The organism is Formivibrio citricus (assembly GCF_900115065.1).
Taxonomy (GTDB): domain Bacteria; phylum Pseudomonadota; class Gammaproteobacteria; order Burkholderiales; family Chitinibacteraceae; genus Formivibrio; species Formivibrio citricus.
On the sequence record NZ_FOVE01000003.1, the window covers coordinates 92,229 to 107,636 of the forward strand.

11 protein-coding genes and 1 pseudogene are annotated in these 15,408 nt (G+C 59.2%); 3 read left to right on the forward strand and 9 right to left on the reverse strand.

Annotation, left to right across the window (positions count from 1 at the left end):
- Window positions 1–222: 222 nt before the first annotated feature.
- Genes BMZ36_RS02750 through BMZ36_RS02760 form a run of 3 tightly spaced genes read right to left on the reverse strand, consistent with a single transcriptional unit; the run spans window position 223 to window position 4,987 of the window.
- The gene (locus tag BMZ36_RS02750) at window positions 223–1,854 is read right to left on the reverse strand and encodes an alpha-D-glucose phosphate-specific phosphoglucomutase (protein WP_091191114.1); all 1,632 of its coding nucleotides are present in this window, start codon (window positions 1,852–1,854) and stop codon (window positions 223–225) included.
- Window positions 1,855–1,897: 43 nt separating this feature from the next.
- The gene (glgX, locus tag BMZ36_RS02755) at window positions 1,898–3,886 is read right to left on the reverse strand and encodes a glycogen debranching protein GlgX (protein WP_091191382.1); all 1,989 of its coding nucleotides are present in this window, start codon (window positions 3,884–3,886) and stop codon (window positions 1,898–1,900) included.
- A gap of 24 nt (window positions 3,887–3,910) precedes the next feature.
- Window positions 3,911–4,987, reverse strand: coding sequence for a DUF805 domain-containing protein (locus tag BMZ36_RS02760; RefSeq protein WP_177187750.1), 1,077 nt, complete (start codon window positions 4,985–4,987; stop codon window positions 3,911–3,913).
- A 115-nt stretch (window positions 4,988–5,102) separates the two neighbouring features.
- Between BMZ36_RS02760 and BMZ36_RS02765 the strand changes: the two genes are divergently transcribed.
- A complete protein-coding gene (locus BMZ36_RS02765) occupies window positions 5,103–5,435 on the forward strand; it encodes a PilZ domain-containing protein (RefSeq protein ID WP_091191118.1) in 333 nt (110 codons plus the stop codon).
- Window positions 5,436–5,623: 188 nt separating this feature from the next.
- Here BMZ36_RS02765 and BMZ36_RS02770 read toward each other — a convergent pair whose 3' ends face one another.
- Window positions 5,624–6,325 (reverse strand): substrate-binding periplasmic protein, encoded by a 702-nt coding sequence (locus BMZ36_RS02770; protein WP_177187751.1) that lies wholly within the window; start codon window positions 6,323–6,325, stop codon window positions 5,624–5,626.
- A 74-nt stretch (window positions 6,326–6,399) separates the two neighbouring features.
- A pseudogene (gene glgB, locus BMZ36_RS02775) lies at window positions 6,400–8,550 on the reverse strand (1,4-alpha-glucan branching protein GlgB); the annotation flags it as partial.
- A 125-nt stretch (window positions 8,551–8,675) separates the two neighbouring features.
- Here glgB and BMZ36_RS02780 point away from each other — a divergent pair.
- Window positions 8,676–9,950, forward strand: a complete 1,275-nt coding sequence (locus BMZ36_RS02780; RefSeq protein WP_091191124.1) for a sensor domain-containing phosphodiesterase — start codon at window positions 8,676–8,678, stop codon at window positions 9,948–9,950.
- Between the two features lie 184 nt (window positions 9,951–10,134).
- Window positions 10,135–12,273, forward strand: coding sequence for a methyl-accepting chemotaxis protein (locus BMZ36_RS02785; RefSeq protein WP_091191126.1), 2,139 nt, complete (start codon window positions 10,135–10,137; stop codon window positions 12,271–12,273).
- Window positions 12,274–12,470: 197 nt separating this feature from the next.
- Here the strand turns inward: BMZ36_RS02785 and BMZ36_RS02790 are convergent, their stop codons facing one another.
- The 4 genes from BMZ36_RS02790 to BMZ36_RS02805 are packed head-to-tail and all read right to left on the reverse strand — an operon-like array spanning window position 12,471 to window position 15,403.
- Window positions 12,471–12,947, reverse strand: a complete 477-nt coding sequence (locus tag BMZ36_RS02790) for an AtaL-like protein (protein WP_177187752.1) — start codon at window positions 12,945–12,947, stop codon at window positions 12,471–12,473.
- 39 nt (window positions 12,948–12,986) lie between these two features.
- The gene (locus tag BMZ36_RS02795) at window positions 12,987–13,757 is read right to left on the reverse strand and encodes a substrate-binding periplasmic protein (protein WP_091191131.1); all 771 of its coding nucleotides are present in this window, start codon (window positions 13,755–13,757) and stop codon (window positions 12,987–12,989) included.
- Window positions 13,758–13,796: 39 nt separating this feature from the next.
- On the reverse strand, window positions 13,797–14,570 hold the full coding sequence (locus BMZ36_RS02800) for a substrate-binding periplasmic protein (protein WP_091191133.1): 774 nt from the start codon (window positions 14,568–14,570) through the stop codon (window positions 13,797–13,799).
- An 8-nt stretch (window positions 14,571–14,578) separates the two neighbouring features.
- Window positions 14,579–15,403 carry a substrate-binding periplasmic protein gene (locus BMZ36_RS02805; RefSeq protein WP_091191135.1) on the reverse strand — a complete coding sequence of 275 codons (825 nt, stop codon included), beginning with the start codon at window positions 15,401–15,403 and terminating at the stop codon, window positions 14,579–14,581.
- Window positions 15,404–15,408 lie beyond the last annotated feature (5 nt).

Below are 15,408 nucleotides of genomic sequence, written 5' to 3' on the forward strand. Positions count from 1 at the left end.
CTTGTTTTTTGAACGCTCGACTTCAATGATAGGAAAAATCGCTGGCCGGGGTCAGAACCTGTTCTCAGAACCTGTTCTCAGAACCCGTTCACGATCTGTTGCGAGAAGCCGTCAGCGGGGTGAAGAGCAGCGCAAAAACCGGAGTGTACAAGTAGTACATGAGGATTTTGAGCAGCGCATGAGCCCCGATCACGGCTTCGCAGCAAGAGCGTGAACTGGTTCTCAGGCGATCACCGAAGGTTCGCTCCGCCCCGTTCTTCCGGCAATCCCGGCCACTTCCTTCGCCAGCACAATCAGTTCTGCCAGTTTTTCCTGCACCGGCACGGCATGCTGCGCCGGATCGGCCTCAAACGCTTCCAGATAGACCCGCAAGGTTGCGCCCTCGGTGCCGGTTCCAGAGAGCCGGAACACCACGCGCGAATCGCCTTCCAGCTCGATGCGCACGCCTTGCGCGCTCGTGCGCGAGCCGTCGACCGGATCGTCGTAGGCAAAATCGTCCGCCCGCGCCACCACCAACCTGCCGAACGCCTTGCCCGGCAATCCGGGCAGCGCGGCGCGCAGGTGCGCCATCAGGCCGTTGGCGGCATCGCAGTCGATGCCTTCGTAATCGTGACGGCTGTAATAGTGGCGGCCGTACTTTGCCCAGTGGGCGCGCACGATTTCCTCGACCGATTGGCCGGTCGCGGCCAGCAGGTTGAGCCAGAACAGCACGGCCCAGACGCCGTCTTTTTCGCGCACGTGATTGGAACCGGAGCCGTAGGATTCCTCGCCGCACAGCGTTGCGAGCCCGGCATCGAGCAGGTTGCCGAAGAATTTCCAGCCGGTCGGCGTTTCGAAGCAGGCAATACCGAGGTCTTTGGCCACGGCATCGGCCGCGCGCGAAGTCGGCATCGAGCGCGCCACGCCGGCGATGCCGCTGCGATAGCCCGGAATCCGCATGGCCTGGGCGGTCATGATCGCCAGACTGTCCGACGGGCTGACGAGAAAATCGCGGCCGACGATCATGTTGCGGTCGGCATCGCCGTCGCTCGCCGCGCCCAGATCGGCGGCATCCGGCCCGGACATCGCCCGAATCAGGTCGCCGGCATGCGCGGGGTTGGGGTCGGGGTGATGGCCGCCGAAATCTTCCAGCGGTACGGCGTTGACGACCGAGCCCGGCGCTGCGCCGAGCAGGTCTTCGAGGATGTGTTTGGCATACGGCCCGGAAATCGCCGACATGGCATCGAAATGGATGCGGTGCCCCGCTGCGAACCAGGCGCGGATCAGGCCGAAATCGAAAATTTGCTGCATCAGTTCGGCGTAGTCGGCCACCGGGTCGATGACTTCGACCGCCATGCTTTCCAGGGTAAACGAGCCCAGCTCGCCCAGCGGCAGGTCGGCGCTGTTGCTGATGCGGTATTCGTTCAGCGACTGGGTGCGCGCGTAAATCGCGTCGGTGATTTTTTCCGCTGCCGGGCCGCCGTTCGCGGCGTTGTACTTGATGCCGAAATCGCCGTCCGGCCCGCCGGGGTTATGCGAGGCCGAGAGGATGATCCCGCCCGTGGCACCGTGCTTGCGGATCACGCAGCTCGCGGCCGGGGTGGAAAGCAGTCCGTCCTGCGCGACCAGCACGCGCGCCACGCCATTGGCCGCCGCCATTTTCAGGATGGTCTGGATTGCGGCGCGGTTATGGAAACGGCCGTCGCCGCCCGCCACCAGCACACCGCCAGCCAGTTCGGGGACCGCATCGAAAATGGCCTGGACGAAGTTCTCCAGATAGTGGGGTTGCTGGAACACGCCGACTTTCTTGCGCAATCCGGAGGTGCCGGGTTTCTGCCCGGCGAAAGGCTGAGTTGGCTGATTGAGAATGGCCATGATTGTGTCTCGCCGATTTTTTGTTGTCTTCCGGAGAAGGCTATCACTTTGTTTGCAGGATCGTCACGCTTCGTGCGGCGACCGTGTATTTTTCGCCAGACAGCACGCCTTCGTCGGCACTGGACAGGCACAGCGTCCAGTCTCCGCGCGGCAGGCGGAATACCACCTGATGCGCCGAGGCGTTCACCAGCAACAACCAGTTGCCCGACAGGCGGATCATCAGCGCCTTGCCTGCCGGATCGTCCCAGTCATGCGCTTCCAGGTGCGTGCCGGACGGGTTCAGCCATTCGACATCCTTCGCGCCGGTGTCGTCCGGCTGGCCGCGCCACCAGCGCCCGCTGGCAAGCGCCGGAATCTGGCGGCGAATCGTCAGCAACCGGCTCACGTAATCGCTCAGATCCGGATCGGCTTCGGCCCAGTTCAGCCAGGTCATTTCGTTGTCCTGGCAGTAGGCATTGTTGTTGCCCTGCTGGCTGTGGCCCAGTTCGTCGCCAGCAAGCAGCATCGGCGTGCCTTGAGCCAGCAGCAGCGTCGCCAGCAGCGCCTTGCGCACGCGCAGACGCAGCAGGTTCACGTGCGGGTCGCTCGTCGGCCCTTCTTCGCCGCAGTTCCAGCCGTGGTTGTGGTTGTGCCCGTCGCGGTTGTGTTCGAGGTTGGCCTGGTTGTGCTTGTGGTTGTACGACACGAGATCGGCCAGCGTGAAGCCGTCGTGCGCGGTGATGAAATTGAGCGAAGCTTCCGGGCCGCGGCCGTCATGACGGAACAGGTCGCTGGACGCGGCAAAGCGCCGGGCAAACGCAGCGCGGCTCACGCCCTCGGTCAGCCAGAACTGGCGCAGGGTGTCGCGGTACTGGTCATTCCACTCGGCCCAGCCGGGCGGGAAACGGCCCAACTGGTAGCCGCCGTGACCGATGTCCCACGGCTCGGCAATCAGCTTGCAACCGGCCAGAACCGGGTCTTGCCCGATGGCAACCAAGAGCGGCGCAGCCGCATCGAAACGCCCCTGGTTGCGGCCGAGCACCGATGCCAGATCGAAGCGGAAACCGTCGACATGGCATTCCGTTGCCCAGTAGCGCAGGCAGTCCATCGCCAGTTGTACCACGCGCGGATGCGCCAGGTTAAGCGTGTTGCCGCAGCCGGTGTGGTTCTCGTATTCGGCTGGACGATGGGGAGCGAGCAGGTAATAGCTCGCGTTGTCGATGCCGCGCAGCGACAGCGTGGGGCCATGGGAATCGAGTTCGGCGCTGTGGTTGAACACCACGTCGAGGATCACTTCGATACCGGCAGAATGCAGCGCCCGCACCATGTCGCGGAATTCGGATAGTGGCGTGGTTCCGGGCCGGCCGGACCAGTAGCGCGGCGTCGGCGCAAACCAGGCCAGCGGGTTGTAGCCCCAGTAGTTGGTCAGCCCGTTGCGGGACAGGCGCGGCTCGTCGAGGAAGAACTGCACCGGCAAGAGTTGCAGCGCCGTGATGCCGAGCTTCTGAAGGTGGTCGATGACTGCCGGATGCGCGATGCCGGCATAGCTACCGCGCAACTCAAGCGGCACGGCGGGATGGCGGCGCGTCAATCCCTTGACGTGAGCCTCGCAGATGAAGGTCTGCGACCACGGGGTACGGGGGTTGACGTCGCCTTGCCAGTCGAAGGGTTCGTCGATGACCCGCGCCTTGAGGGCGACATCGGCGTTGTCGCGCGAGTCGGAATCGGCATGGCGCGGATCGTCGCGAAATTCACCGATTACGGCACGGGCATAGGGGTCGAGCAGTAATTTGGCAGGATTGAAGCGCTGCCCCTGCTCCGGCGCATGGAGGCCATGCACGCGATACCCGTAAACAAGGCCGGGGCGCGCATCCGGCAGCCAGCCATGCCACACGCTGTTGCTGCAGGCGGGCAAGGCATGGCGCGCGACTTCGGTCGCTCCCGTTGCATCGAACAGGCACAATTCGACCTTTTCGGCATGCGCCGAGAACAGCGCGAAGTTAACGCCAGCGCCATCGAAATCCGCGCCCGGCGGCCAAGGGGAACCGGGCAAGAGAGAGTCCGCCGGCACGCTCACTCAACGCCTCTTGGGCAAAGGCTGGCCCAAACTGCCCGGCTGCTCAAAACCGCCCGGTGGATAACCCGGAGGCATGCCCTGCCCATACGGGGTTGAGCGCTGCATCTGCAACATTTCGCTCTGGTAAGTGACCATCTTCCTGACCATGAGCCCGAAAATGCCCAGTATCAGCACGAAGCCGCCGATCAGGATCGCATAATGCACGCCGCTATTGGGCGGATTGGGCAAACCGTACTGGTTTTCTTCCTTGCTGCCGGGCCAGATCAGGAACCAGAGACCAACAAAGCCGCCGATAAGCGGAACGAAAAGCAGCAGTACCAGCCAGCCCGTATAACCCATGTCGTGCAGGCGCAACACGGAAAAACGGATGCCGACGAACAGCATGACCAGCATCAGTGCCAGAAACACCAGGGTCAGGAAAATGGGGAATCCGCCGCCGCCAAACAGGGAGGTCAACAGGCTGCCGATCATTATGAACGCGGCAATCGCCATGACTGCCTGCATGACCACCCCGTAAACGAGATAACGGACACGGTTGAGGCGACCGTCCAGGTTGAAGGCGAACACCGGGGGCAAATCTTCCTGCGCCGCAGAGAAACCGCGCGACAGGGTCGACGCTGCTGTTGCGGCATAGGGGCTGGGCGCAGCCGCTTCGGTTTTCGCCGTGGCCTGCGCTGCGGTATAGCGCGGCATGTCCACGCCGCATTCGCGGCACAGCGTGCGCTTGGGTTGCTTGCAGCCGCATTTCGGGCAGGCCATCTCTTCTGCTTGCGGGACGCTCGTTTGCGGTGCAGGCTCGGCTGGCGGTTCGACAGGCTGCGGCGCAACAATCGGTTCCAGAGACAAATCCGGCACTGGCATTTCGTCCTCGACCCGCACCGCCAGACCGGCCTTTTCCAGCAAAGCCCGGTAGCCTGCGAGCTTCGATTCGGGCAGCCCGCGCTTGATCACGACCGGTCTGCCGGCGAAGAGTTTTTCCACCTGCTCGGGCGGAATCTTCATCAGCGCCGGCAAGCCGGCTTTCACTTCTCCTGGCTCCCTGCCGGGCAGCAATTCCCCGGAAAAGATCAATCGCACCGTTTTTTCCAATTCACGCCCTCCGGAAATCGTCGTAACATTCCTGCCAGAAGCATTATCATGCACCGCAACAATACCACCAACCCAAGTTTGCCAGAAGCCAACAATAATAATCATGCAAGAACAACGTCAACATCAGCGCCATCTTATTTCATGGCGCGTTGCGATTTTCGCAAACCTCAGCAATACGCCGGTACCGGGAAAAACCCAGGAAGTTTCCCTGGGCGGCGCTGGCATTTTCCAGCCGCTCAACCTGGCACCCGGCATGTCTTGCAAGCTGCTTTTCGAGATCCCCAGCAGCGACTACAAAAGCCGCAGCTATCTGGAAGCCGAAGCCACCGTGATCTACTCCTCGCTGGTCGGGGGAACCACCGAGTATCGGACCGGTTTTAAATTCAAACAGGCCCCGCCACAGTTGCAAGACATTCTCAACAGCCTGAACCACTAGTAGCCAGTCACGCAGATTCTGCTATGTTCAGCACGCCCTGCATCCCCATTCGTTTTGTCGCTCATCCTCGCCATAGCCCTGCTATGGCTGCGGTTCGCTTCGCGCGACTGCGGCGCAGATGCGCGCCTCGGCATCCACGCAAACCTGCGTGACTGACTACTAGGCTCTGTTGGCGTTTGATTGATTTTTTACGGTTTGATCGTCCTGAACCGGCGTACGATTTCGTCGTATGAACCGTCTTTTTTCATTCTTGCCAGAGAACGATTGAAAACGGCCATCAGTTTTTCGCTGTTGTGGCGTTTTTTTGACATCGCAAAATATTTATCCCGGACAGCAAACGGAGGCTCCAGCATTTCCAGTTGCAAGCGCTCCTGAGGCGTTACCTTCGTCTGCAAGAGATGATTCGTGTAATCGGTGACCGAAACGATCAGGTCCACACGGCCCGCGAGCAGCTTCCTGATGTTCTGGGTGTGATCGCTGACCGCATCCACTTTCATGCCCGCCGCAAGCAGTTCGGTCTCATTCAAACCGCCTCTGACCAAGCCGATCCGGTAAGGTTTCAGCGCGTCCAGCGAAGTAAAACGGATCTGATCCTGCTTGCGCGCAAAAAAATTGTAGTTGACGCGATACAACGGCGCCGAATAGAGGAATACCGTTTTCCTTTGCGCCGAAACCGGTGCGCCCACGGCACCGTCAATCTCTCCGTCGTCCAGAACCGCATATAGTCGTTTCAAGGGCAGAAATTTGTATTTCACGTTGAGGCCTTCGCGCCGAAAGGCTTCCGTCACCAACGCAGCAAGCATTCCCTTTTCGGGCTGCTTTTCGCCCATATAGGGCCCGTTCTCGAAAAGCCCCAGCACCAGCGTTTTTCCCGCTGCTGCAGCAGGCAAAGGCAGGAAAAAACCCGCCATCAAACACAGCAAAAGACAATTACAGAATCTGCGCACTCCGGGCCTTTATCAAATCATTCAAGCCTTTTCAGATAAACCACCGCCAGCGGTGGTACCGTCAAGATCAGGCTTTGTCCATAACCGTGACTCACCCTAACTTCGGTGTCCACTTCGCCGTTGCCCAAGTTACTGCCGCCATACCAGTGCGAATCGGTATTGAGTATTTCCCGATAGCAACCGGCTTCCGGAACGCCGATGCAGTAGCCGTGGCGCGGCACCGGCGTGAAGTTGCAGATTACCACGGTAAAATTACCATTGGTATCGTATCTTACAAAACTGAACACGGAATTCTCCGGATCGTCATGCGCGATCCAGCAAAATCCCCGACTGTCGAAATCGATTTCGTGAAGCGATGGCGTGGACTGATAGGCGCGGTTGAGATCGCGCACCAGCCTTTGCATGCCTTGATGCCCCCCCTCACCGAGCAGGTGCCAGTCAAGACTTGAATCGTGGTTCCATTCACGCCCCTGGGCGAATTCGCCGCCCATGAACAGGAGCTTTTTGCCTGGATACGCCCACATGAACGCGTAATAGGCACGCAGATTGGCGAATTGCTGCCAGGCATCGCCCGGCATTCTGGCAATCAGCGATCCCTTGCCATGCACCACCTCGTCGTGCGAGAGCGGCAGGACAAAGTTTTCCGAATACGCGTACATCATGCCGAAGGTCAGCTGGTTGTGGTGGTACTTCCGGTGCACCGGCTCTTTCTGCATGTAGCCGAGCGTGTCGTGCATCCAGCCCATGTTCCACTTGAAATGAAAGCCCAGCCCGCCTGCAAAGGTGGGGCGACTGACCGCGGGATAAGCCGTCGATTCCTCGGCTACGGTAAAGGCTTCCGGACGCTCGCTGCCGATGATCTCGTTCATGCGCTTGAGAAAATCGATCGCTTCGAGGTTCTCGCGCCCGCCGAACTCGTTGGGCACCCACTCGCCCTCCTTGCGGCTGTAATCGCGGTAGAGCATCGAGGCCACCGCATCGACCCGCAGGCCGTCGATGCCAAAGCGTTCGATCCAGTACAGCGCGTTGCCGATCAGATAGTTGCGCACCTCGTTGCGGCCGAAGTTGTAGATCAAGGTGCTCCAGTCCTGATGAAACCCTTCGCGCGGATCAGCATATTCATAGAGATGCGTGCCATCGAACTGCGCCAGGCCATGTGCATCGGTCGGGAAATGCCCCGGCACCCAATCGAGGATCACGCCGAGCCCGGCTTCATGCGCGCGCTCGACGAAATGGCGCAACCCCTCCGGGTTGCCGAAGCGCGCCGTCGGCGCATACAGCCCCAGCGGCTGGTAGCCCCACGAGCCGTCGAAGGGGTGCTCGTTGATCGGCAACAATTCCAGATGGGTAAACCCCATCTCGCAGGCATAGGGAATCAATTGTTCGGCCAGCTCGTGCCAGTCCAGCCAGCGGTTGCCCTCTTCCGGCACGCGGCGCCAGGAACCCAGATGCACCTCGTAAATGCTCATCGGCGCTGGCTGCGCATTGGCCTGGCGTCTGGTTTCGCAGGAAGGAACCACCGGCGGCAGGCCGGCGACTTTAGATGCGGTTCCCGGCCGCAACTCGGCAGCAAAACCGTAGGGGTCGGCCTTGAGCTGAATCTGCCCGTTGGCATCCAGAATCTCGAATTTGTATAGCGCGCCGCGCTCCACGCCGGGCAGGAAGATTTCCCAGACACCGCATTCGCGTCGCAGTCGCATCGGGAAACGCCGTCCGTCCCAGCAACAGAAATCGCCGACCACCGAAACCCGCCGGGCGTTGGGCGCCCAGACTGCAAAACGCACCCCGGCCACGCCGTCGATAACGCACGGATGCGCCCCCAACTGCTCGTAGGGGCGATGATGCGTGCCCTCGGCCAGCAACCAGACATCCATTTCGCCCAGCACCGGCGGAAAGCGGTACGGATCGTCGATTTCCAGCTCGCAATCGCTCCATGTCACCGCCAGGCGGTAATCAAGACAACCGGAGCATGCCGGCAACAACCCGGCAAAAAAACCGCGCTCGTCCAGCCGTTCCAGCACGGCGATTTCACCGGAACCGTTTTTCACGGCACAGCGGCTGGCCTGCGGCAGGAAAACGCGCACGGCCAAACGGCTGCCGTCCTTGTGCAAACCGAGAATCGAGAACGGATCGCCATGACGGCCTTCGCAGACAGCGGAAATGGATTCGGGAGAAAGCGCGTGCGGCATGGTGGCGGCTCCGGATGGGGAAGATAGTGCCCAGTATGGCACAGGTTCTCAGGCACACGGTTTGCTTACTGATTAGACGACCCATCAAATGACAGCATCACACCATGGCAGCCCCACTTCTCGCGCCGGGATATTCCCGACCGACCTCCGAACTTGAAAACCTGCTGACCGTATCCGACTCAGGAATCAGCGCCCGCTTCGGGTCTCATACGCTGTCGAGCCATTTTCAACCAATCTACGGACTCTCAATCCAGCGCCCGGTCGGGCATGAAGCCCTGCTGCGTTCCGTGAGCGATGACGGAACACCGTTCTCTCCGCATGCACTGTTTGGAAGCCTGCCTTCCCGCGCACGCCCCAAACTCGACCAACTCAGCCATCTTTTGCATCTGCACAATTTCCTCAACATGGCGGACCGTAATACCTGGCTGTTTCTCAACATGACACCTGAAGTCTTTTTGGGCACGCGCAAGGCACCGGCTGGGCAATCTTTCGGCTATCAACTGGAACAATTGGGGTTCCCGGCACATCAGCTCGTTGTAGAAGTGCTGGAAGAAGCTGTTCGCGACGACGCGGAATTCGAATCGGCCGTGGCCTATTTTCGCGAGCTGGGCTGTTTGATTGCACTCGACGACTTCGGCGCGGGCAGCTCCAATTTCGACCGTATCTGGAAAATCCGCCCGCAGATCGTCAAGCTTGACCGCAGCATCATTGCGCGGTCAGCCAACGCCCCGCGAATCCGCCGGCTCCTGCCACAGATGGTTTCCATGTTGCACGAAGCCGGCGCAATGGTGCTGGCCGAAGGCATCGAAACCATGGATGAAGCCTATATCGCACTCGATGCCGACATCGATTTCGCCCAAGGCTACCTCTTCGGCCGCCCCCATCCGGTGCTGACCTCCCGCAACGAAGCCCAAGCCGTGATGGGCCGGGTCTGGAATTCGTTCGAGAACAACTGGCAGCAGGAACGCAGCCAGCAAAAAAACATGCTGGCTCCCTATCTCAACGCCATTGGCTACGCATCGGTCCTGCTCTCGGCGGGGCGCTCCCAGCCCGAAGCTTGCGCCTCGTTCCTTGAATTGCCGCAGGCCGATTTCTGTTACCTGCTCGATGAAAACGGCCGACAACTCGGTTTCAATCTCTGGTCGAAAACTTCCCAGCCCGGCGCCGATCCGCGCCTCTCTCCGCTGCGGGACACACGCGGCGCGCGCTGGGCGCGCAGCCCCTATTTCCGTCGCGCCATCGAACATTTCGGCAAACCCCAAGTCACCCGCCCGTATCTTTCGCTTTCCAGCGCCCGACTTTGTGTCACGGTCTCTATCAGTTTCAGGATCGGCGACAAGGTGCACGTAATTTGTGGTGATATCCGATGCGCCGATTAGGTGCGCACGCACGGCGCAGGCACCCGAATTGCGCAAACAACGAACACCCTGCGCCCCTGTTTCATGCCGTCCTGATGCCCATAAAACCTTGCTTCATCAAGCATTAGGGTAAACCCCAATACATGGCATGGTTCTTGCAGTCTTCTCTCCCGCACACACCGCACAGACCGGGAGATAAAAAACCATGCTGCAAAGCGATACGATGTCCCTCTCACCCCAGGAAAAAAGCTGGCTGCCTTGGTTCGGCAAGACCGGCAAGCTGGCCATGCGTTGGGCCACCCACCTCAACCGCCAGCGCTATCCGTGGCTCGAAACCGCATTTGAAGGCGTCGCCCAGACCCGCGTGCGCATCCTGACCGACTGGGCCAACCAGCAATGGGCGCATCTGGAAGGCTTCGCCCGCTCGCTGCCCGCGCATGGCGTACTGCGTAACGACTGGCTCTCCGCCCGCCTGCGCATCAGCCGCGATTGCTCGGAGCTTTTCGTGCTTGATCCGCAGGGGCGCGTCATTGCATCCAGCTATCCGGCCCACACTGGCAAAAGCGACATCCCGCCCCGCGTCGTGGATGCCGCACGCAAACAGCGCCTGCTCTACGGCCCGTATATAGATCCGCTCACGCTGCAGATCGGTCCCAGCACCTCCAATTTCCACGATGCGGTCACGCTGCTGTTCCTGCTGCCGGTCTTTCGCGACGGACAGTTGCAAGCCATCCTCTGCGCCCGCGTTCCCAACGATGTCGTGGGCGACCTGATCCAGCGCGAGGGCGGTCACGTTTTCCATGAATCGGGCGACAACTACCTGTTCATGGCCAGACCGGTCTTCGACACCGCGATCCAGCCCGGCGCTGCACTGTCGCGCTCGCGCTTCGAGGACCGCTCGTTTTCGCTCGGCGACAACCTCAAGGACGGGGTCAAGACCGACTTCGGCGTGGTACGGGTACAGAACCACACCGAATTCGAACTGGTATTCAACGATCCGGCCACGGGCCGGCTGCACCCCGGCGTGCGCGAAACCATCAGCAAGGGCAGCAATCTTTACGTGAAATACCCCGGCTATTCCGATTACCGCCACATTCCGGTGATCGGCAAGGGTGTCACGTTCCAGATGCCCGGTTCGCCCGATACCTGGGGCATGATGTGCGAGGCCGATCTCGAAGAAGTCTACCGCGCCCGCCCGATCAGCTACCGCACCAGCAAGGCGCTCTTCCTGTTCGGCCTGCTGGCCATTGGCAGCGCCACCGCGCTGACGCTCGGCTTCAACCTGAACGGCGGGCAATCGCTGATGGCGCAGAGCGGATGCCTGCTGGGCACGGCCATCCTGTTTCACCACCTCTACCTGAAAAAACTTTCGCGGCGCATCTCGGAAACGGCGCGCATGGTGCAAACCGTGGCTGAAGGTGGCGGCAACCTGTCGATGCGGCTGGATAAACCCGGTGCCTACCGCGACGAGATCACGGCCACCGCGCAGTGGATCAACAGCCTGATCGACAGCATGGAAGGCTTGCTGACCCGCATCATCGGCATCAACGGCGAAGTCAGCACCGCCAACCAGGCCCAGGTTCAGACCAGCCAGACGACCAGCGCGCGCGCCCAGGAAGTGTTCGATTCGATGCGCCAGATCCTGGATTCACTGGAAGAGCAGATGCTGGAAATCAACACGGCTTCGACCCAGGCCAACAGCATGCGCGCCGACATGTCGCGCGCCTTCGCGGATGCGCAGAAACAGTTCGAGGATTTGCAGGTCATGTCCGGCGCGATCCGCGGACGCATCTCGCACTCGGCCAGCACCATCGGCGAATTGCAGCAGCGTACTGCCGAAATCGACCAGATCGTGCTCGTCATCAAGGAAATCGCCGACCAGACCAACCTCCTTGCGCTCAATGCCGCCATTGAGGCCGCACGGGCCGGAGAGGCAGGGCGCGGTTTCGCAGTCGTCGCCGACGAGGTTCGCAAGCTCGCCGAGCGCACTCGCGAAGCCACGCTGCAGATCGGCGGCATGATCGACGGTGTACAGGAACAGGCCGAACGCGCGGTCGATGCGATGCAGACCGGCATGGGCGAACTGGAAGCTGGTCTCAAGCTGGCGGTGGAAAGCGCGGCCGACCGCAGCGGCACGGAAGGCATGGTCAACAGCGTACTGGCCACCATCCATCACATCGCCGAAGCCTGCAACGCGCACAGCGGCCACATCCGCTCAGTGGCCGGCACCGCCGACGCCATGCGCACCGCACTGGCCGAATCGGAGCAGAGCCTCGAAGAAACCGCTGCTGCCGTGCACAAGCTTGAAGGCTTGGCGGCGCAGTTCAAGGTGGCGATGGCATAAGTCACAACGAGGGGCTGTTCACAAGCGGCTGCAGGTCAGGAACAGCCCCTCCGGCCGTTGGTCGCGAAACCATGCTCTCGCTGCGGTTTTGTTGCTCTGCCCCGTTCACAAGTATTATCGGGAACTGGGCTCTAAACCTGTCCGTTACTCGACACGGGGGAACGTCGCGGACCAAAGGCAGGTTTATCGCGCCAGTCTCAATGTACCCCGCCATCCAGGCGCCCGGACTCGGCCAGTTCCCGGATCAGGCAGATGCATTCTGCATCCACCTGGCGCCACATCTCCTTGAGATAGTCTTCGTATTGGCTGTCTTCCGGATCATCGCCCGACGGAATCTCATAACTGAAGCGCACGAAAAGGCTTTCCGGCTCCGGCTCTTCAATAGCCAGAAGCAGTTGCCCGCCGCGATGCTGCTCGCCCGGTTCGGTCACGAAATGGATCGTGGATGCAGGCTGTAAACGGATCGCATCCTTGACCAGCAAAACACCCAGTCGCATTTCCCTCAACAGGTACTCATCCGTTTTGTCGAGAAACACAACGCTCTCCACGTTGGGAATAAAAAGCTGGGGTTGCTCTACCCGCAACAATAAACCGCGCCAAAGTTGGGCGCGCGACACAGAAAAATAGGCCGGGTTGCTCAAGTCATTGACCGCGACCAGATGCTCATAACGCACTACAGAGACTCCATTGTTGTTCGGGATTCCCGCTTCTTCCTATTCGACATGGTAACGCTGACGAATCCTCTTCATCTCGCCGTTGCGTTCAAGTTTCCTGATCGCTTCAACCACACGCCCGACAAGATCGGGAGAGGCTTGTCTGGAGAAGGCGACATGCAAACTATCCTTCATCAGAAATGGGGGGCGCAAGATTTTCACCTGCCCGGTGACACCCAAGGATTCGATTCCCGCACGGGCATTGTTTTCAGACACATAGATAAACCGCCCCCTGTCCGCCAGCAGCTTCTTGAGGTTGGTTGTCACGGTAAAGCCGCTGTCATCCACGAAGATTCCCGGTCGTTTTTTGAGAAAAACCGCTTGCCCGGAATTGGCCACTGCGAGAACGGTTCCGTTCCGTCCTTGAGTGCGTATGTCGTCCCAGCTATTAAGCTGCACCGGATCGTCTCTGCGAACGACCAGCACTTGCGGCATGGAAAACAAGGGCGGCTCGATGAAATTGACTGCTGCTACACGATGCGGCGTTTTCAGGAATCCGAAGAAAACGTCAATTTCGCCATGCGTCAGATGATCCAGAGCCCGCGTGGTCGTCACCAGCGTATCCAGCCCGGTAAATTTGATCTGCGGATCGAGCCTTTCAATGGCCCGGATGATTTCCAGACAGATGCCAGGCTTTGCGGGATTGGAGGGATCGTATTTTGCCGGGTAATTTTTTTGCGACAAGGTTTTTACCTGGAAGGGCGCGGCCCAAGCCCAAACCGGCAACAAAGCCAGCAAACACATACCCAGCCATTTCGTAACCTTGAGCATTCACCACACCCGCCCAATCATTCTCAAACTGGTCATCCTCTAGTGCCCCACCTGATAGCGTGTGCGGATCTTCCGCAATTCCCCGTTGCGCTCAAGTCGAGCCAGATCCTCATTGATCCGATTCACCAGTTCGGGGGGGGCTTTTCTGGAAAAAGAAACGTAAATGGCTTCTTTCTGGAAGCGTTTCGGCAGTATTCTGACTTGCGACTCCATACCCAGTTTTTCAATGGCTTCCCGAACTGAATTTTCCGATCCGTAATAGAACCGTCCGCGGCCTGCGACCAGCTTCTTGAGGTTGGCGGAAATCAATCGGGAGTTGTCGTCGACAATAATTCCGCCTAGCGATTTGAGGTAATCCACTTGGCCAATGCCCTTGACTGCCAAGACCACGCCATTAGCGCCCAGCTTGCGGACATCGTCCCAGTCATTGACTTGGACTGTGTCATCCTTTCTTGCAACCAGAACCTGGTTGATTTTGTAGAGATATGGTCCTGAAAAAACGAACCTGGCTGCTCGATCCGGGGTCTTGATATGGCCAAAAAAAACGTCGATCTGTCCATGCGTCAAACCTTCTTCCACCCGGGCAGTCGTCGCCATCTCATCGACCCCGATAAACTTGACCCCCGGATCAAGCTTCTCGATGGCTCGCATGATTTCAATGCAAATACCCGGCCTTTGCGTGCTACCGGGCGCATACTTGGCCTCGAAACCTTCCTGGGAATATGTTTTGACAACCATCGGCGCAGCAGATGCCGGCAGGAAAAACAGGGCTGTAGCAACAGCGCCAAGCAACAAGAGATTTTTTCCGAACATGACATCACCTACCCAAGAAAATAACGGGCGCGTATCCGTTTCATTTCCCCGGAACGCTCAAGTTTTTTGAGATTTTCTACAATGCGGTTGACCAATTCAGGCGGAGTTTTTCTGGAAAACATGGTATAGATGCCTTCCTTCTGAAAACGCGGAGACAGCATTTTTACAGAGGAAGCCAAGTCTTTATTGAGGGCAAGATCCTCGGCCACATACATATCCGAAACATAAAACAAGCGCCCTCGCCCCATAATCAGTTTTTTCAGGTTTACAAGACCGGTCAGGCCTTGATCGTCGATCAATAAACCGCCCTGCTTCTTGAGATAGAACGCCTGCCCCGTCCCTTCATTGACCAGAATAACCCCGTCCTTGCCTAGCTTGCGCACATCATCCCAGTCCTTGACTTCAATCGGGTCATTTTTTCTTGCCACCAGCAACTGGGCGGTATTGAACAAGGGGTCGCCAGCGACCACAAAATGGGCGGCGCGTTCTTTGGTCTTTATCAAACCGAAGAAAACATCAATCTTGCCTGCAGCCAGAGCGGCCTCGATACGGGCTGTTGAAGCTTTTGTTTCAAGACCGACAATTTTCAATTCAGGATCAAGTTTCTCAAGAGCGCGAATAATCTCAATGCAAATACCCGGCCTTTGAGGATTAGTCAGATTGTATTTGGCGAAAAAAGCTTCCTGGGAAAAAGTTCGCAGTTTGACCGGATCGGCAAACACCATGGCACTTCCCAGCCCAAAAACAAGTCCTGCGCCTACGCATCCAGTCGCCCGGCGCAACAATATGCCGACAAGCATCCAGACTTTGCGTCCGGCAAACAAATCAGGCATGCGGT

Coding starts and splice junctions, on each gene's coding strand:
- BMZ36_RS02805 (WP_091191135.1), bottom strand. CDS start 15,403: ATGCCTGATTTGTTTGCCGGACGCAAAGTCTGGATGCTTGTCGGCATA.
- BMZ36_RS02765 (WP_091191118.1), top strand. CDS start 5,103: ATGCAAGAACAACGTCAACATCAGCGCCATCTTATTTCATGGCGCGTT.
- BMZ36_RS02795 (WP_091191131.1), bottom strand. CDS start 13,757: ATGCTCAAGGTTACGAAATGGCTGGGTATGTGTTTGCTGGCTTTGTTG.
- BMZ36_RS02785 (WP_091191126.1), top strand. CDS start 10,135: ATGCTGCAAAGCGATACGATGTCCCTCTCACCCCAGGAAAAAAGCTGG.
- BMZ36_RS02780 (WP_091191124.1), top strand. CDS start 8,676: ATGGCAGCCCCACTTCTCGCGCCGGGATATTCCCGACCGACCTCCGAA.
- BMZ36_RS02800 (WP_091191133.1), bottom strand. CDS start 14,570: ATGTTCGGAAAAAATCTCTTGTTGCTTGGCGCTGTTGCTACAGCCCTG.
- BMZ36_RS02750 (WP_091191114.1), bottom strand. CDS start 1,854: ATGGCCATTCTCAATCAGCCAACTCAGCCTTTCGCCGGGCAGAAACCC.